17 protein-coding genes are annotated in these 17004 nt (G+C 69.2%); 11 read left to right on the top strand and 6 right to left on the bottom strand.

Annotated elements, in window-relative coordinates:
- Positions 1-5: 5 nt before the first annotated feature.
- From IE307_RS39940 to IE307_RS39920, 5 genes are all read left to right on the top strand, one after another.
- Positions 6-572, top strand: coding sequence for a GNAT family N-acetyltransferase (locus tag IE307_RS39940; protein WP_191304683.1), 567 nt, complete (start codon positions 6-8; stop codon positions 570-572).
- Between the two features lie 6 nt (positions 573-578).
- The gene (locus tag IE307_RS39935; RefSeq protein WP_191304682.1) at positions 579-1166 is read left to right on the top strand and encodes a DUF3558 domain-containing protein; all 588 of its coding nucleotides are present in this window, start codon (positions 579-581) and stop codon (positions 1164-1166) included.
- Between the two features lie 97 nt (positions 1167-1263).
- Entirely contained in the window at positions 1264-1629 is a 366-nt protein-coding gene (locus tag IE307_RS39930; RefSeq protein WP_191304681.1) for a transcriptional regulator, read from the top strand.
- A gap of 2 nt (positions 1630-1631) precedes the next feature.
- Positions 1632-2846 (top strand): PPE domain-containing protein, encoded by a 1215-nt coding sequence (locus tag IE307_RS39925; RefSeq protein ID WP_191304680.1) that lies wholly within the window; start codon positions 1632-1634, stop codon positions 2844-2846.
- Positions 2846-3652, top strand: coding sequence for an ESX secretion-associated protein EspG (locus tag IE307_RS39920; RefSeq protein ID WP_191304679.1), 807 nt, complete (start codon positions 2846-2848; stop codon positions 3650-3652). The genes IE307_RS39925 and IE307_RS39920 overlap by 1 nt, the downstream gene beginning before the upstream one ends.
- A gap of 624 nt (positions 3653-4276) precedes the next feature.
- On the opposite strand, the gene IE307_RS39915 is transcribed toward IE307_RS39920, so the two are convergent.
- Positions 4277-4726 (bottom strand): gamma-glutamylcyclotransferase family protein, encoded by a 450-nt coding sequence (locus IE307_RS39915; RefSeq protein ID WP_030478530.1) that lies wholly within the window; start codon positions 4724-4726, stop codon positions 4277-4279.
- Positions 4727-4835: 109 nt separating this feature from the next.
- Between IE307_RS39915 and IE307_RS39910 the strand changes: the two genes are divergently transcribed.
- From IE307_RS39910 to IE307_RS39895, 4 genes are all read left to right on the top strand, one after another.
- Positions 4836-6239, top strand: coding sequence for an NAD(P)H-quinone dehydrogenase (locus IE307_RS39910; protein ID WP_191304678.1), 1404 nt, complete (start codon positions 4836-4838; stop codon positions 6237-6239).
- A gap of 129 nt (positions 6240-6368) precedes the next feature.
- Positions 6369-6959 carry a class F sortase gene (locus IE307_RS39905; RefSeq protein WP_191304677.1) on the top strand — a complete coding sequence of 197 codons (591 nt, stop codon included), beginning with the start codon at positions 6369-6371 and terminating at the stop codon, positions 6957-6959.
- Positions 6960-6989: 30 nt separating this feature from the next.
- Positions 6990-7715, top strand: coding sequence for a hypothetical protein (locus IE307_RS39900; RefSeq protein ID WP_191304676.1), 726 nt, complete (start codon positions 6990-6992; stop codon positions 7713-7715).
- 76 nt (positions 7716-7791) lie between these two features.
- Positions 7792-8328, top strand: a complete 537-nt coding sequence (locus IE307_RS39895) for a sortase domain-containing protein (protein WP_191304675.1) — start codon at positions 7792-7794, stop codon at positions 8326-8328.
- A gap of 24 nt (positions 8329-8352) precedes the next feature.
- Here the strand turns inward: IE307_RS39895 and glpK are convergent, their stop codons facing one another.
- Together glpK and IE307_RS39885 are read right to left on the bottom strand one after the other, a co-directional pair.
- A complete protein-coding gene (gene glpK / locus IE307_RS39890; protein WP_191304674.1) occupies positions 8353-9861 on the bottom strand; it encodes a glycerol kinase GlpK in 1509 nt (502 codons plus the stop codon).
- A gap of 13 nt (positions 9862-9874) precedes the next feature.
- Entirely contained in the window at positions 9875-10618 is a 744-nt protein-coding gene (locus IE307_RS39885) for an MIP/aquaporin family protein (RefSeq protein WP_191304673.1), read from the bottom strand.
- Between the two features lie 230 nt (positions 10619-10848).
- Here IE307_RS39885 and glpD point away from each other — a divergent pair, with 230 nt between their 5' ends.
- Both glpD and IE307_RS39875 read left to right on the top strand, forming a co-directional pair.
- A complete protein-coding gene (gene glpD / locus IE307_RS39880; protein ID WP_373306078.1) occupies positions 10849-12612 on the top strand; it encodes a glycerol-3-phosphate dehydrogenase in 1764 nt (587 codons plus the stop codon).
- Positions 12613-12631: 19 nt separating this feature from the next.
- On the top strand, positions 12632-14044 hold the full coding sequence (locus IE307_RS39875) for an alkaline phosphatase D family protein (protein WP_191304672.1): 1413 nt from the start codon (positions 12632-12634) through the stop codon (positions 14042-14044).
- On the opposite strand, the gene IE307_RS39870 is transcribed toward IE307_RS39875, so the two are convergent.
- The 3 genes from IE307_RS39870 to IE307_RS39860 form a co-directional block, all read right to left on the bottom strand.
- Positions 14041-15318, bottom strand: coding sequence for a M20 family metallopeptidase (locus IE307_RS39870; protein WP_191304671.1), 1278 nt, complete (start codon positions 15316-15318; stop codon positions 14041-14043). The two genes, IE307_RS39875 and IE307_RS39870, sit on opposite strands and share 4 nt — an antisense overlap.
- Positions 15315-16487, bottom strand: coding sequence for a M20 family metallopeptidase (locus tag IE307_RS39865; RefSeq protein ID WP_191304670.1), 1173 nt, complete (start codon positions 16485-16487; stop codon positions 15315-15317). Before IE307_RS39865 ends, IE307_RS39870 begins: the two co-directional genes overlap by 4 nt.
- Before the next feature lie 202 nt (positions 16488-16689).
- On the bottom strand, positions 16690-16983 hold the full coding sequence (locus IE307_RS39860) for a hypothetical protein (RefSeq protein WP_191304669.1): 294 nt from the start codon (positions 16981-16983) through the stop codon (positions 16690-16692).
- Positions 16984-17004: the final 21 nt, after the last annotated feature.

The raw sequence follows: 17004 nt of genomic DNA, 5'->3' as shown, positions 1-17004 counted from the left end.
TGGCCGTGGAGCCAGTTGAGATCAACGCGGGCGAGTACTACCTGCGCGCCTTCCGCAGAGACGACCGCATCGACGACGTGCCGGCGCTGGCCGAGTCCTTCGCGGACGCGGAGACCAAGCGGTACATGAGCCGGCTGACCGCCGAGGGCGCGCCGTCCGCGGAGCTGCTGATCGTGCTGATGACCGACGGCTGGGAGAAGGACTACCGCTGGTCATGGGCGGTGTGCGACGCCGTCACGGCTGAGGTCATGGCCGGGATCATCATTCACAACGTCGACCACCACCTGCGGTCCGCCGAGGTCATGTGCTGGAGCCTGCCCGCGCACCGCGGCAAGGGCGTGCTGCCCGCCGCGCTGAACTCCGTGCTCGGCTGGGTCTACGGCGCGATGGAGATGCACCGGATCACCTACCGGCACGCGGTGTCGAACACGGCCTCGCAGCGGGTCGCCGAGAAGTGCGGATTCACCCTGGAGGGTCGACTTCGCGAGGAGGCGATCGTCGATGATCAGCGAGAAGACCAGTTGCTGTGGTCACGCCTGGCGTCGGACCCCCACCCGGAGCGGCTACGGTGACCGGCCATGCGGACCACGGGGCTCCTCATCGTCGCGGCGCTGCTGGCCGGGTGCACGGCCGCTCCTGAGCAGAGCGCGCTGACCACCCCGCCTCCTCCGCCCCCGCCGTCCCCCACGACGGCGACGTCCCAGCTCGACTTCCCGCAGCGGCCCCGCGCGGTGCCGCTCGACGGGCTGGACCCGTGCGCTGTGCTGAGCGAGGAGCAGCGCATGTCGCTGAGCCTCGACAACCCGCCCAGCGCGTACGTCGACCCGAGCTTCGGCAGCGCCAAGGCGTGCACGATCCGGAGCACCACGAGCGGGAATGTGGCGAGGATCGCACTCGTGCTCGTCTCGGGCGCCGAGGTGTGGCTCTCGGAGAACGCTCAGGTCGACTACACGGTGTCCACGATCGAGGGTTTCACGGCGATTACTGTCCGCACACCCGACGTGCACGACGTCTGCAATGTGGAAATAGACGTTGCCGATGGGCAGTTCCTCGACGTGATGTTCCGAGACGGCGGCAATTCCACTGCCGTGCAACAAGATCATCTTTGCCTCGGGGCCCAGCGGGTGGCAGAGGCCGCGATGGCCAGTTTGCTCCAAATTCGCTGACCCACACGGGCGGATGTCACTGATCGCACTCCACAGCGTCACCTTCAGTGGTTAGAGTGTCGAAGCGCTTGTAGGTACGACCGCCGGAGGTTTCGCGATGCCGCCAGGGGGACGCAGCGGGGCAGACGCCTCGCCACCCGCCTCGCACCAGCTGAACGTGGAGCCGGAGGCGATCCCAGCGCTGCGCAGCACGTTCTCAGCCGCGCTGATCAAGCTGGACAAGCAGATCGAGATGGCGGTCACCGAGTTCCGCGTGCGCCCGTGGGCCGGCGACCCGGTCAGCGCCGAGGCGGCGGAGAAGTTCAACGACCGCTCGATCGCGGACGGTGACTCGGCGCTGCAGGCCCTGCTGAATTACCAGCGGCAGCTCAAGACGGCGATGGACAACCTCAACCAGATCGAGCGCCAGTACAACGTGGTCGAGGGCGACAACACCGGCATGATGAACAAGAGCGGGTGCTGAGGATGGTCGATCACCGCTGGCAGGGCTACAGCCACAAGGAGCTGTACGAGCGCATCCACTCGGGTCCCGGCGCCTCCGCGTCGTTCGCCTCGATGGAGCGCTGGCAGGGCGTGTCGGCCGCGTTGAGCGACATCAACGACGACCTGCACAAGGGCATCACGCTCTCGGGCGCGAAGTGGCAGGGCAATGCCGCCGACCTGGCGCAGGCCGGCCTGAACCCCGTCGCCGCCTGGGCCGACAGCGCGCGCACCGGCGCCGACGTCATGCGCTACTCGGCCGAACTGCAGGCCGGGTACGTCTCGAAGGCCCGCGCGGACATGCCCGCGCCGGTCGCCGTGACGGCGGAGCAGCCGGGCGCGCTGGTCACCGGCATCACGCACCTCTTCGGCGGGCAGACCGACCACGAGAAGCAGGAGGCGGCCCAGGACGCGGCCGAGCGCCGCGCTCGTGAGGTCATGTCCACCTACGCGTCGTCCACGACGGCGAACACCTCGACTCTCGGCCAGTTCAGCCAGCCCCCGCAGCTGCAGATCAGCGGCTCGGGCCCGGTGCACGGCGGCGGCGCGCAGATCGGCGCGGCAGGCGTCTGGGGCGTCGGCCCGCACGGCAGGACGGGCGGCGTGACGACCGGCCGCACCTCGTCGGGCACGCGCGGCGGCACCGCCGTGACGCCTCCGCGGGGCAGCGCCACCGCGCCGGGCACCACGACGAGCACCTCGAACGCCGGCACCAGCACGTCCCCCACCACCAAGGGCTCGCACTCCTCGTCCTCGGCCGGGGCGAACGCGGGCCCCGGCGGCACGGGCACGGGCACCGCGGGCGTCGGCCTGCCGGGCCAGCGCACCTCCGGCCGTTCGGGTTCCGGTTCGGGCTCCGAGTCCGGCCCGAAGCAGATGGAGGAGGGCGCGACCGCGGCCTCCAGCGCCGCGGCCATGGGCACGGTCATGAACCAGGGCCACGCCGCCGGCGTCATGGGCGGCTCCGGCACCGCGATGGGCCCGATGGGCACGGTCGGCGCGAACAACAACGACCAGGTCCACCGCAGGGCCGTGCCGATGCCGCAGTCGTTCGACCCGTTCGGCGGCATGGGCCCGCGCAAGGGCGAGGAAGAGGAGGACTTGGAGCACAAGGCCGCCGACTACCTCCGCGAGCGCGACGACATCTACGGCGTGGGCAGCTACGCGCTGCCCGTCATCGGGGAGAGCACGACCGACTGATGACCCTGTTCGGCTTGGACACCGGACCGAGTGACACGCGCGACCCGGTGGTCATCTCCACGCTGGAGTTCGACGTCCTCTGGGACCACCTGGGCCTGGAGACGATGCCGCTCGTCCTCAAGGTCCCCTCACCGGGCAAGACAGCGGAGGAACGCCGCACCATCGAGGACCGCGTCTGGCTCCAGCTGGGCGCGCGCGGCCTGGGCGGCCCCCGCTCCCTCGACCCGATGCTGGAAGACCTCCTGCACGTCCTCAACCGCCCGCAGCAGGAACTCGACGCCCGCATGTGGCTGAACGAACGCAGCCTCCGCGTCCTGGCCGCCGGCAAGGGCCAGGCAGGCGTCCTGGCCGTCCTCGACGGCACCCAACTCCTCCTGCGCCCGGCCGAGGCCGACGGCCTCCCCCGCGAGGCCCTCACGACCCTCCCCACCGCCCCGGCGGGTGAGGGCCACTCCATCACCCTCCCCTCCGCAGACCTGGACGCCGCAGCCTCCACAGCCACCACCCCGGAAGAACTGGAAACAGCCCTCCAGGGCCACCTGCGAGCAGACGACGCCCACACCCTGGCCGAGATGATCCGAGACGCCTCGAACCGAGGCCAGTTCGGAGCGGCGGCCCGCGACAAGTGGGGCAAACGAGTCCGCCCGGACCGCGTGGTCGCCTTCTACGACACCCCGAAGGGCCGCTACCTGCAGATGCGGCGCGCCACGGAGGGCCAGCCACCCTGGTCGACCATCACCCCGGTCGACTACCGACGCCTGCACCACCACCTGGTGGAGCTGCTGGCGGAGGCCGCAGGGGCCTGAGCGACGAGCCGGTCCCGACCGGCTGCGGAACCGGGCCGACGGATGGGCTGGCCCGGAGCGAAGGCTGGGGCTAGGGCAGGGACGAGGGCCGCCTGATCAGCAAGGCGTGGCGCACCCGCCGCAGCGCAAACGCGTCCAGCGTGTCGACATACCAACTATCGGACAGCCAATCCGCCCGCCAACAATGGCGAAGCCGAGGCGTCCCTCCACAAACAAAAGGGCAACGGCGAAGCCGAGCCACCCCGGCCGCCAATGGCAATGGCGAAGCCGAGGCGTACGTACCTCTACCGCCCTGATCAGCGGTGATGACGCAACCACCGCGCGATTGGGGCTTGACCTTGAGTGCGAGATGCTATCGTTGCAGAATTGGCTGGGCTCGTTTAATGCCCAGCTTTTCAGGCCAATTTCAGCATCTCGCTAGAGGCTCAAGGTCAAGCCCCAATCGCTATCGTCGCGAAGCGGCGATGAAATGACCCGGCTCGGCACGACCCGCGCAACCACCAACGCAAGGTGACGAACGCACGCCAGCCGACCACCCCGCTGGAACCGGCGCCGGCCAACGCAAGCCGACCCGCACCCAGCACCAGCCAGGCCCAAGGCCCTCACACCAAGGTCACCCCAGGATCAGGGCCCAATCCCCTGACAAGGCCGGGTCCGCAGATCGTTCACATAGTCATCAGGCGCCCCAGCAGCCTCAGCCGCATCCGCCACAACCCCGATGTACCGAGCAGAAGGCAACCCACCCTCGTACGCGTCCAGCACGTAGAGCCAGGCCACAACAGACCCCTCCAGCGTCTGCACCCGCAACCGGATCTTCTTGTAGAGCCCGAGCGCACCCTCCCACCGGTCCAGCCGCGATTCATCACGCGGGGACACGTCGTAGAGCACGCAGAACGTCTGGTGGTCTGGCTCCTCGACGATCGTCGCGAGGGCCCCCTCCCACCCGAGGTCCTCGCCACCGAACGTCATGCGCCAACCGACGAGCCAACCGGTCCCCGCGAGCGGGGAGTACGGGGCTCGCTCCATCATCTGGTTCGGATCCATGTTCGACCCGTACGCGGCATAGAGCGGCACGTCCGACAGCGTAGCGGCGCGGCGATCAGCTTTCGGTACTGACGACACGGTCGATTCGGTCAACGCGTACGGTTGAGCCGCCCAACAAGCCCGTGGAAGGGAACTGATCGTGACCCGCATCGTCATCATCGGCGGCGGACCCGCAGGTTACGAAGCAGCCCTGGTCGCGGCGCAGCACGGCGCCGACGTGACCTTGGTGGAGAACGACGGGGCCGGTGGCGCGTGCGTGTTGTACGACTGCGTGCCGTCCAAGACCTTCATCGCCTCGGCGGGGGCTCGCAGTGCCTTCCGCAACGCCGGTGAGCTGGGCATTCAGACCCACAACGAGTTGGCCACGGTCGATCTGCCGGTCGTACACGGACGGGTGAAGGGCCTTGCTCTCGCGCAGTCCGCGGACGTGCGGGCGCGGCTGCAGCGCGAGGGCGTGCGGCTGATCAACGGGCGCGCGAAGTTCGTCGACGACTCGCGCGGGCTCGCCCAGCACCGGGTCGTGGCGACGGGCGCGGACGGGTCCGAGGAGATCCTCAACGCCGATGTGGTGCTCATCGCAACCGGTGCGACCCCGCGCGTGTTGCAGGGTGCCGAGCCCGACGGCAAGCGGGTCCTCACCTGGCGGCAGATCTACGACCTGCCCGAGCTGCCCGAGCACCTCGCGGTGATCGGGTCCGGTGTCACCGGTGTCGAGTTCGCCAGCGCCTACACCGAGATGGGCGTGAAGGTGACGATGGTCTCCAGCCGGGACCGGGTGCTCCCCCACGAGGACGCCGACGCGGCCGTGGTGCTCGAGGACGTGTTCGCCGAGCGCGGCACGGCCGTCGTCAAGCACGCCCGCGCGGACAAGGTCGAGAACACCGGTGACGGTGTCCTGATCCACCTGGAAGACGGTCGCACGATCGAGGCGTCGCACGCCCTGATGACCGTCGGTTCGGTGCCGAACACGACCGACATCGGCCTCGACAAGATCGGTATCGAGCTCGGGCGCGGCGGCTACATCCCCGTCGACCGGGTCAGCCGGACCAACGTCAGCGGCGTCTACGCGGCCGGCGACTGCACCGGTGTGCTGCTGCTCGCGTCGGTCGCCGCCATGCAGGGGCGCATCGCGATGTGGCACGCGCTGGGCGAGGGCGTCAGCCCGATCAAGCTCAAGACCGTCGCCGCGAACGTCTTCACCAACCCCGAGATCGCGAGCGTCGGCATCAGCCAGCAGGCGATCGACTCGGGCGAGGTGCCCGCGCGCACGATCATGCTGCCGCTCGCCACGAACCCCCGCGCCAAGATGGAGGGACTGCGCCGCGGCTTCGTGAAGCTGTTCTGCCGTCCGGCGACGGGAGTGGTCATCGGCGGTGTCGTCGTGGCGCCGAACGCGAGCGAGCTCATCCTGCCGATCGCTCTGGCCGTGCAGAACCAGCTCACGGTCGAGCACCTCGCGACGACGTTCTCGGTGTACCCGTCGCTGACGGGTTCGATCACCGAGGCCGGCCGCCAGCTGATGCGGCACGACGACCTCGACTGACGCACGACTGAACGTCCCCCCGGGGCTTCTGCGTCCTGCAGGCGGCTTGCAGACGGTTTGCAGCCGATCTGCAGGCGGAACGGATTGACTTCGTTCTGCAAGCCGGAAGCAGAACGCCTGGGGGGAAAGATGAAGCGTTCGTTCGCTGCTGTCGCCGCACTGGCGGCAGCAGCGCTTCTCGGTTCGTGTGCCGCTCCTCGGCCGGCCGAACCACAGGCACCACCGGCCAGTTCCTCGTCAACGGCGCAGTCTCCTGCAACACAAGGCATGTCGCCGTCGGAGCCGGCCGAGATCCGCATCCCGAAGATCGACGCCGTGTCGTCGTTGGTCCCGTTGGGACTCAACGCCGACGAGACGGTCGAGGTCCCGCCGGTCGACCAGCCGCTGCAAGCGGGCTGGTACCGCCACGCCCGCACACCGGGAGAGGCGGGACCCGCGGTCGTCCTCGGTCACGTCGACGGCAACAAGAAGCCGGGAATCTTCTTCCGCCTCAAGGAACTCGTTCCCGGCGACGACGTCGTGGTGTCCAGGAAGGACGGAACCACGGCGAAGTTCCGGGTGCACAAGAAAGAACAGGTCGCCAAGGACAGCTTCCCCACGGAGGCCGTCTCCGGCGACACCGACGTGCCCGAACTGCGGCTGATCACCTGCGGGGGCAGCTACGACCACGCCGCACGCAGCTACCGGGACAACGTCATCGTCTACGCAACTCTCATCTGACCAACAGAAACGCACTTGGGGGAGCAAGAAATGAAGGTCATCACCAGGGCTGCCGTCGGACTCGCGGCCGTCGCCACCGCGTTCACGGTCGCGCCGTTCGCACACGCCCAGTCGTCGGGCGGCTTCCAGCTCGACAAGACCGAGTACGCCCCCGGCGACTACGTCACCATCTCCTACGACGTCACCGCCCGGTGCGAGGGCAAGGCGAAGTCGAACGGCTTCATCAACTGGTACTCGTCGGAGTTCGCGGTCGGGGGCCCGAACACCTACGTCGCCAAGGCCAACGCCAGCTTCGTGCCCGGCACGTACACCGCGGAACTGACCTGCAAGGGCGAGACGGTCACCCGGGACTTCACCGTGGTGGCCCCGCGTCCGAAGTTCACGCTCGACAAGGCCGAGTACGGCCCCGGCGACTACGTCACCATCTCCTACGACGTCACCGCCCGGTGCGAGGGCAGGGCCAGCTCGAACGGCTTCATCAACCGGTACTCGTCGGAGTTCGCGGTCGGGGGCCCGAACACCTACGTCGCCAAGGCCAACGCCAGCTTCGTGCCCGGCTCCTACACCGCCGAGCTGACCTGTGGTGGCAAGCAGGAGCAGGTGCCGTTCACGGTCGTCGCGAACGCGCCGGCCCAGCCTCCGGCGCAGGCTCCGGTGCAGGCCGTCGCGACGAAGCCGAAGGCCGGTTCGCAGGCCAAGTCGCCGATCGTGAAGCCGAAGGGCGCCCCGCAGACCGGTGGCGGCGCCACCGCGTGATCAAGAAGTTGATCACATTTCGGTTCTGTCCCGATCGGACGCGCAACTAGGCCACGAGATGTGCGTCAATGGGTCCGTGGGGACTCGTGTCTTGATCGCGGTGATGTGTGCGGCGCTGGCCACCGCCTGTTCGCAGGGACCTGCACCGCAGACTCCGGCGGCGACGAGCGAGAGCGCGCCGCCGCCGGTGGTGTCACCTCTCGGCACCAGCGATCCGATGGAACTGCGGATCGACCGGATCGACGTCCGGTCGTCGCTGGTCGCGCTCGGCCTCGACCAGCAGGGCGTCGTGCAGATGCCGCCGGCCAACGAGGGCATGCAGGCCGGGTGGCACCAGACGAAGCCGAAGCAGTGGATCATCGTCGGCCGGATCGAGAGCAACAAGGCCAGAGGCGTCTTCTTCCGGCTGAACGACCTGCTGCAGGGCGACCTGGTCGAAGTGTCCAAGAAGGACGGTTCGGTCGCCCGCTTCACCGTGACGCGCACCGAGAGGATCATCCGCGACGACTTCTTCGCGGAGGCCGTCGCGCGGGACGAGGGTGAGGAGGGGCTGCGGCTGATCACGTGTGGCACTCGCGACAACGTGATCGTGCACGCAGCCCCCGCTCAGTAACGGTCGCCGGGCGCGACCAAGAACTCAGTCCTCGACCCAGTCGAAGGTCTTCGAGACCGCCTTCTTCCAGTTCGCGTACTCGGACGCGCGGCGGGAGGCGTCCATCTGCGGCTCCCACTGCTTGTCCTGGGCCCAGTTCTCGCGGATCTCGTCCTCGGTCTTCCAGAACCCGACGGCGAGACCGGCCGCGTAGGCGGCGCCCAGGGCGGTGGTCTCCGCGACGACCGGCCGGATGACCGGGACGCCGAGGATGTCCGCCTGGAACTGCATCAGCAGCTCGTTCACGACCATGCCGCCGTCGACCTTCAACGCGGTCAGGTCGACTCCCGAGTCGGCGTTCATCGCGTCGAGCACCTCCCGCGTCTGGAAGGCCGTCGCCTCCAGCACGGCCCGCGCGAGGTGGCCCTTGTTGACGAACCTCGTGAGACCCACGATCGCGCCGCGGGCGTCGGAACGCCAGTACGGTGCGAAGAGGCCGGAGAACGCGGGCACGAAGTACGCGCCGCCGTTGTCCTCCACCGACCGCGCGTGCTCCTCGATCTCGGCGGCGCTACCGATCATGCCGAGGTTGTCGCGCAGCCACTGCACCAGCGAACCGGTGACGGCGATCGAGCCCTCCAGCGCGTAGACCTGGGGAGCCTCGCCGATCTTGTAGCAGACGGTGGTGAGCAACCCGTTCTCGCTCATCACCTTCTCGGTACCGGTGTTGAGCAGCATGAAGTTGCCGGTGCCGTAGGTGTTCTTGGCCTCGCCGGGCGACAGGCAGGCCTGGCCGAACGTCGCCGCCTGCTGGTCGCCGAGGATGCCGGCGATCGGCACCCCGGCCAGCGCGCCGCGTTCGCGCACCTGGCCGTAGACCTCCGACGAGGAACGGATCTCGGGCAGCATCGACATGGGAATGCCCATGTCCGAGGCGATCGAGGAGTCCCACTGCAGCGTGTCGAGGTCCATCAGCATGGTGCGTGAGGCGTTCGTCGGGTCGGTGACGTGCACACCGCCGTTCACCCCGCCCGTCATGTTCCACAGCACCCACGTGTCCATGTTGCCGAACACCAGGTCGCCGGCCTCGGCCTTCTCCCGCGCACCCTCGACGTTGTCGAGGATCCAGCGGACCTTGGGCCCGGAGAAGTAGGTGGCCAGGGGCAACCCGACCTTGGCGCGGTACCGCTCCTGCCCGCCGCCGAGCGCGCCGAGCTCGGTGACGATCTTGTCGGTGCGGGTGTCCTGCCAGACGATGGCGTTGTAGACGGGCTCGCCGGTGTTGCGGTCCCACACCACCGCGGTCTCGCGCTGGTTGGTGATGCCGACCGCGGCGATGTCCGAAGTGGACAGATCGGCCTTCGCGAGCGCGCCGGCGGCGACCTGGCGGGTGTTCTGCCAGACCTCCTTCGGGTCGTGCTCGACCCACCCGGCCCTCGGGAAGATCTGCTCGTGCTCCTTCTGATCGACCGCCACCACCCGTCCGGAGTGGTCGAAGATCATGCACCGGGTCGACGTCGTGCCCTGGTCGATCGCGGCCACGTACTGCGTCATGCGAGAAGTCCTTTCAGACCGGGAGAACCAGGAAGAGCAACGCGGCGAGCGCGCCACCCACGAGCGGGCCCACGACGGGGACCCACGAGTAGCTCCAGTTGGCGTTGCCCTTGTTGTGGATCGGCATCATGAACGCGTAGGCGATGCGCGGCCCGAGGTCACGTGCCGGGTTGATGGCGTACCCGGTCGGGCCGCCGAGCGACGTGCCGATCACCAGCACGACGAACGCGACACCGGCGTACCCGAGCGCCGAGTTGCCGAACTGCGGAACGCCGTCAACGGACTCCTTGGCACCCGGCGACAGCAGGATCCAAATGACGAGCACGAACGTGCCGATCACCTCGGTGACGAGGTTCCACGGCGGGCTGGGCACGGTCGGTCCGGTGGAGAAGATGCCGAGTGTGTTCTGCGGCTCGTCGTGCGTGTCGAACTGCAGCTTGTAGGTCGCCCAGCAGAGCATCGCGCCGACGATGGCACCGACCATCTGCCCGAGGACGTAGAACGGAACGTCGCCCCACGGTGTCTTGTCCGCGATGGCGAGGCCGAGGGTGACGGCGGGGTTGAGGTGCGCCCCACTGGGGTTGGCGATGCTGGCGCCGGCGAAGACCGCGAAGGCCCAGCCGACGTTGACGAACAGGAAGCCCGTGCTGTTGCCGAGCGTGTTCTTGAGCACCTGGTTCGCGACGACACCGGTGCCCAGGAGGATGAGGACCGCGGTCCCCAGCATCTCCCAGACGAAGATCGAGCCTGCGCTCATCGTCGACCTCCACTCGTTTGCGGCCAGACAGGACGCGCAAACCCGAGGTCAGGGCCGCGCTGCCCGCCTTCAACGTGCTCGGACGCTATTACCGAGCTGATCAGTTGTCCATGCCAGGCGCGGCGGAACGGGTCCTTTGCAGGCCGTTGGGTACTGGTCGCCGCGCCCGTGGGCGAAGGGCCGTTGCTGCAGGTAACGTGATCCGGAGTCGTCACAGGGAGGCGTCCGTCGTGGCCACGCGCAAGAACGCAGCTGCATCACCCCAGACCCATGCCGAACCCCCGATCACCGGCCGGCTCGGCCCGGCCGAGCGCGAGGAGTCCTGGAAGCGGCTGGAGGCGGAGACGTTCGACGTCGTGGTGGTCGGCGGTGGTGTCGTCGGCGTCGGTGCGGCGCTCGACGCGGCCACGCGCGGCCTGCGGGTCGCGCTCGTCGAGGCCCGCGACCTGGCGTCCGGCACTTCGAGCCGGTCCTCCAAGCTCTTCCACGGCGGCCTGCGCTACCTGGAGCAGCTCGAGTTCGGCCTGGTCCGCGAGGCCCTGCGCGAGCGCGAGCTGATGCTCACGCGCATCGCGCCCCACCTGGTGAAGCCCGTCGCGTTCCTCTACCCGCTCACGAACCGCGTGTGGGAGCGGCCGTACACAGCCGCCGGTCTGTTCATGTACGACACGATGGGCGGCGCCCGGTCCGTGCCGGGGCAGAAGCACCTCACCCGCGCGGGCGCGCAGCGGCTGGTGCCGGCGTTGAAGCGCGACGCGTTGATCGGCGGCATCCGCTATTACGACGCGCAGGCAGACGATGCCCGGCACACGATGATGGTCGGCCGCACCGCCGCCCACTACGGCGCCGTGGTGCGCACGTCGACCCAGGTGGTCGGGTTCCTGCGCGAGGCGGACCGCGTGTCCGGCGTGCGGGTGCGCGACGTCGAGGACGGGCGCGAGGTCGACGTGCGAGCGCACGCCGTGATCAACGCGACGGGCGTGTGGACCGACGAGCTGCAGCGGCTTTCGGGCTCGCGCGGGCGTTTCCGGGTGCGGGCGTCGAAGGGCGTGCACATCGTGGTCCCGCGCGACCGGATCGTCGCCGAGGCCGGGATGATCCTGCGCACCGAGAAGTCCGTGCTGTTCGTCATCCCGTGGCGCAACCACTGGATCGTCGGCACCACCGACACGGACTGGAACCTCGACCTGGCGCACCCCGCGGCCACCAAGCACGACATCGACTACATCCTCGAGCACGTCAACTCGGTCCTCGCGACCCCGTTGACGCACGAGGACATCGAGGGCGTCTACGCGGGTCTGAGGCCGTTACTGGCGGGCGAGTCCGACTCGACGTCGAAGCTCTCCCGCGAGCACGCCGTGGCACGCGTCGCGCCCGGTCTGGTCGCGATCGCGGGCGGCAAGTACACGACGTACCGGGTGATGGGCGCGGACGCCGTCGACGCGGCGCACGTCGACCTGCCCGGCCGGATCCAGCCGTCGATCACGGACAAGGTGCCGCTCGTCGGCGCCGACGGCTACCACGCGCTGGTGAACCAGGCGGACCAGCTGGCGGCCAAGCACGGCCTGCACCCGTACCGCGTCCGGCACCTGCTGGACCGCTACGGCTCGCTGGTGCACGAGGTGCTGTCGCTCGCGGCGGACAACCCGGAGCTGCTCAAGCCGATCCCGGCCTCCCCCGACTACCTGCAGGTGGAGGCGGTGTACGCGGTCTCGCACGAGGGCGCGATGCACCTGGAGGACGTGCTGACCAGGCGCACCCGCATCTCCATCGAGTACGCCCACCGCGGCGTCGACTCGGCGGAGGCGGTGGCCAGGCTGGTCGCGCCGGTCCTCGGCTGGGACGAGGACACGATCAAGCGCGAGGTCGAGGTCTACAACGCGCGCGTCGAGTCCGAACGCACGTCCCAGACGAAGGCGGACGACCAGGCGGCGGACGCGGTGCGGGCCGCGGCGCCGGAAGCGCGGCCGCAGTTGACCGAACCCGTGAGTTGATCTCCGGCATGCTGGAGGCATGACTGGGGTCGGCAGAAGAACTTTCCTGATCGGTGCAGCCGTGGCCGGTGCCGCTTCGACCGGTACCGCCCACGCCGCACAACCCGTGTTCGAGCACGGCGTCGCGTCCGGCGACCCGCTGCCCGACGGCGTGCTGTTGTGGACGCGCGTGGTGACCAACTCCGCGATCCGGTGGGAGGTCGCTCGTGACGAGGACTTCCGCCGGATCGTGAAGCGCGGCGTCACCCGCACCTCCGCGGCCAGGGACCACACGGTGAAGGCCGAGGTCCACGGCCTGGATCCGAACACCCGCTACTGGTACCGGTTCCGCGTCGGCGGCGTCGTGTCGCCCGTCGGCAGGACCAAGACGGCCGGCTGCGGTTCCGAGCTGAACTTCGGCGTCGTCTCGTGCGCCAACTGGTCCATGGGCCACTTCGCCGGTTACGGCTTCCTGGCGCAGCAGGAACTCGACGCGGTGATCCACCTGGGCGACTACGTCTACGAGGGCGTCTACGAGCCAGAGGTCCGCCCGTCGGACCCGCCGCACGAGTGCGTCACGCTCGAGGACTACCGCCGCAGGCACGCGCAGTACAAGACCGATCGGCACGTCCAGGCCGTCCACCGGGCGCACCCGATGATCGCGACCTGGGACGACCACGAGTCGGCCGATAATTCCTCCAGCACCGGCTCACCGCTGCACGACCCGGCGACCGAGGGCCCGTGGGCGGCGCGGATGGCCGCCGCCACGCAGGCCTACTTCGAGTGGATGCCGGTGCGCGAGGGCGGGCTCGACCGGAGCTTCCGCTTCGGGCACCTCGCGTCGCTCACCATGCTCGACCTGCGCTCGTACCGCACGGACACCACGATCCTCGGTGCGGCGCAACGGAACTGGTTGATCGGCAAGCTCACCACCGACTCCGCGCGCTGGCAGCTCGTGGGCAACTCGGTGATGATCAGCCCGTTCAGGATCCCGCCGGCGCCGGGCTTCCCGCCGTCGAACCCCGACCAGTGGGACGGCTTCCCCACCGACCGGGAGCTGGTGTTGCGCGCGCTCGGCGACCGCAGGAACACGGTGTTCCTGACAGGGGACATCCACAGCTCGTGGGCGTGCGAGGTGCCGTTCGAGGGTCGATCGGTGGCGACCGAGTACGTCGCCACGTCGCTGACGTCCGACAACTTCGACGAGCTGCTGAAGGTGCCGCCGCGCACCGGCTCCCTGCAGCTGGAAGCGCAGATCCAGGCGCTGAACCCGCACGCGAAGTTCGTCGAGCTGGACTCGCACGGGGTGAGCACGGTGAAGATCACCGAGGACGAGGTCCGCTGCGACTGGTACTACACGGCGGACCGCAAGGACCCGGACAGCGCTGTGGCGCGTGCGCATTCGTTCCGCACGCGCCACAACACCGCTCGAACCGAGAGGGTTCCGCTCTAGGCAAGAGCCGCCAGTGCGGTGTGCACCATGACGCGGACGCCTACGAGGAGCGCGCGCTCGTCGAGGTCGAACGTCGGTTGGTGCAGATCGCGCTGCTTCTCGTGGCCGTTCCACACGCCGAGGCGCGCGAACGAGCCGGGCACGTGCTCCAGGTACCAGCCGAAGTCCTCACCACCGGACGACTGCTCGGTGCCTGCGAGCGCGTCGTCGCCCAGTGCGGCCTCGATGCCGGCGCGCAGGATCTGGGTGGACTCGCGCTCGTTGACCACCGGCGGCACGCCGCGGCGGTGGTGCAGGTCGAAACCGACGCCGGTCGGGGCCAGCAGGCCCGTCACCAGGTCCTTGACCAGCGGCTCCAGCTCGGCCCAGATGTCGCGGTCGCCGGTGCGCAGCGTGCCGCGCACCAGGCCGTCCTGCGGCACGGCGTTCGGCGCCTCGCCCGCGTGCACCGCGCCCCACACCAGGACGGTGCCGGAACGGGGGTCGACGCGGCGCGACAGCATCGTCGGCAGGCCGGTGATGACCGTGCCGAGGGCGTGCACCAGGTCCGCGGTGAGGTGCGGGCGCGAGGTGTGGCCGCCCGGCGAGGACAGGCGCAGCTCCAGCAGGTCGGAGGCCGACGTGATGGCGCCGATGCGCGTGCCGATGCGCCCGACCTGCAGGCGCGGGTCGCAGTGCAGGCCGAAGATCCGCTCCACGCCGTCGAGCCCGCCGGCGGCGAGCACGTCGAGCGCACCGCCCGGCATGACCTCCTCCGCCGGCTGGAACACCAGGCGGATGCGGCCCGGCAGCTCCGTCGCCGAGGCGAGGGCCAGCGCGGTGCCGAGCAGGACCGTCGTGTGGGCGTCGTGACCGCACGCGTGCGACACACCGTCCACAGTGGACGCGAACGGCGAGCCGGTGTTCTCGTGCAGCGGCAGGGCGTCCATGTCCGCGCGGAGTGCCACGCAGCGGGGGCCGTTGCCGATGTCGCAGATCAGGCCCGTGCCGCCCGGGAGGATGCGCGGCTTGAGGCCGACCTCGCGCAGCAGCTTCGCGACGAGCTCGGTGGTGTTGTACTCGCGCCGGGAGAGCTCGGGGTGGGCGTGGATGTGGCGGCGCCACGCGACGACGTCGGCGGCGTGCGCCTTCAACCAGTCGTCGAGCCAGGCGGGGCCACGTCCCTCTCCGAGATCATCCACACCAGACATGCTCACCCCGGTGGGGCCGACGAGCATCTCAGGGGAAGTCTTCACAGTTGAGGAGCCCGGAATCCGGGAGTCCAGAACCGTCATGCCGCACCTCCGCGGGCCAGCAGCCGTGCGCGCTGCCGGGAATCGGTGGCTGTCGCGATCGTCGTCCAAGCCATGGCAAGTGCTCCGTCGAGGAGCGCACGGTCGGCCGACGCCGAGGCACAGGCGGTCGCGAACTCTTGTTGGTGGTTCACCGCGTCTCCGCAGTCGATGGCGATGGTCGGGTGGATTGCGGGCAACACTCTGGTGACGTTGCCCATGTCGGTGCTCCCGATCTTCTCCCGCTGTTCCTGTTCCTGCGAGAGCGGTCGTCTTCCCAGCTCGGTGGCCGCACGCCGGTAGGCGTCCGCGAGCCACGGGTCGGGAGTCAACTCGGCGTAGATCGGTGAGACCTGCACCACCTCATGGGTGCAGCCGGTGGCGAGCGCGCCGGCTGAGAAGCAGTCCCGAATACGGTTCTCCAGGCGCTGCAACGATTCCAGGTTTTCCGCCCTCACGTCGAACATCGCTGACGCGCGGGCGGGTATTACGTTCGGCACGGTACCGCCGTTGGTGACGATCCCGCTGACCATCTGGCCCGGCTCGAAGTGCTGCCGCAGCAAGCTGATCGACATCTGCGCGATCGTGACCGCGTCCGCGGCGTTGACGCCCAGGTGGGGGGCGGCGGCCGCGTGTGACGGCTTGCCCTTGTAGTGCACCTCGAGGTCGGTGATGGCGAGCGACTTGGCGGCGCACGACTCGTACGGCGCGGGGTGCACCATCATCGAGAGCGAGACGTCGTCGAACACGCCCCGTTCCAGCATGAGGACCTTGCCGCCGCCGACCTCTTCCGCCGGGGTTCCGATCACCTTGACGGTGACACCCAGCCGGTCCGCGACGTCACGCAGAGCAAGCGCCGCACCGACGGAAGCGGCGGCGATGACGTTGTGCCCGCACGCGTGCCCGACCTCGGGCAGGGCGTCGTACTCGGCGCACAGCCCCAGCACCAGCTCGCCGTCGCCGTAGGTCGCGACGAACGCCGTCTCGAGGCCGGCCACACCGCGGTCGACCTCAAAACCCTCTCCGACCAGCAAAGAAGCGATCTTCTCAGCGCTGCGGTGCTCCTCGAAGGCCAGCTCGGGTTCGGCGTGGATCGAGTGCGACAAGTCCAGCAGCGCGTCCGAGTACCGCTCGACGGTCGAGCGCGTGCTGATCTTCAAGTCGGTACCCATTGCCACCATCCTGCATCACCACCATTTGGACGCGGCGCGCTGATGATGATCAACCGGACGGCCGGTCGCAGCGCTGCGCCGAGCGGCGAGCGAGTTTCGGTCTGACCGATCAACGATGACGCAAGTGGTCGCGAGACACGCTTAACTCCGGCTATCGCGTCCCATCACGTGGGACGCTGCCCCATCCCGCACGACCGCCGGGCTACCCCTTCTTGGCAGCCCGCTCCTTGCGCCACTTCGCCCACCGCTTCTTGTTGCGGTAGTAGACCAGCGCGAACAGCACGACGGCGATGCCGCCTATCCACAGCTTGCGCTTGGTCTCCTCGCGAGCCTCGGGCGACGGCTCCTGCGGCGCGTTCACGTCGGGAGCCGGGTTCACCGTCGTCTGCTGCGCGGCCACCACAGGCGCGTTCCCCGCCTCTTGCGCGGACGCCACACCGGCGATCCCGAGAACGCTCATCAGCGAGAACACGCAGGCCAGCAGCAACCTCGACATGGCCTGAACTCTACCCCGAAT

The sequence above is a fragment of the Lentzea cavernae genome, assembly GCF_014653695.1.
Taxonomy (GTDB): domain Bacteria; phylum Actinomycetota; class Actinomycetes; order Mycobacteriales; family Pseudonocardiaceae; genus Lentzea; species Lentzea cavernae.
Note: the sequence above shows the minus strand (reverse complement) of the source record. Positions and strands in the feature narration are given on the sequence as shown.

Excerpts from the sequence above, each read along its gene's own strand:
- IE307_RS39870 (WP_191304671.1), bottom strand. The coding sequence starts at position 15,318 with ATGACGGTTCTGGACTCCCGGATTCCGGGCTCCTCAACTGTGAAGACT.
- glpK (WP_191304674.1), bottom strand. The coding sequence starts at position 9,861 with ATGACGCAGTACGTGGCCGCGATCGACCAGGGCACGACGTCGACCCGG.
- IE307_RS39920 (WP_191304679.1), top strand. The coding sequence starts at position 2,846 with ATGACCCTGTTCGGCTTGGACACCGGACCGAGTGACACGCGCGACCCG.
- IE307_RS39865 (WP_191304670.1), bottom strand. The coding sequence starts at position 16,487 with ATGGGTACCGACTTGAAGATCAGCACGCGCTCGACCGTCGAGCGGTAC.
- IE307_RS39885 (WP_191304673.1), bottom strand. The coding sequence starts at position 10,618 with ATGAGCGCAGGCTCGATCTTCGTCTGGGAGATGCTGGGGACCGCGGTC.
- IE307_RS39905 (WP_191304677.1), top strand. The coding sequence starts at position 6,369 with ATGAAGCGTTCGTTCGCTGCTGTCGCCGCACTGGCGGCAGCAGCGCTT.
- IE307_RS39860 (WP_191304669.1), bottom strand. The coding sequence starts at position 16,983 with ATGTCGAGGTTGCTGCTGGCCTGCGTGTTCTCGCTGATGAGCGTTCTC.
- IE307_RS39875 (WP_191304672.1), top strand. The coding sequence starts at position 12,632 with ATGACTGGGGTCGGCAGAAGAACTTTCCTGATCGGTGCAGCCGTGGCC.
- IE307_RS39925 (WP_191304680.1), top strand. The coding sequence starts at position 1,632 with ATGGTCGATCACCGCTGGCAGGGCTACAGCCACAAGGAGCTGTACGAG.
- IE307_RS39900 (WP_191304676.1), top strand. The coding sequence starts at position 6,990 with ATGAAGGTCATCACCAGGGCTGCCGTCGGACTCGCGGCCGTCGCCACC.
- IE307_RS39935 (WP_191304682.1), top strand. The coding sequence starts at position 579 with ATGCGGACCACGGGGCTCCTCATCGTCGCGGCGCTGCTGGCCGGGTGC.
- IE307_RS39930 (WP_191304681.1), top strand. The coding sequence starts at position 1,264 with ATGCCGCCAGGGGGACGCAGCGGGGCAGACGCCTCGCCACCCGCCTCG.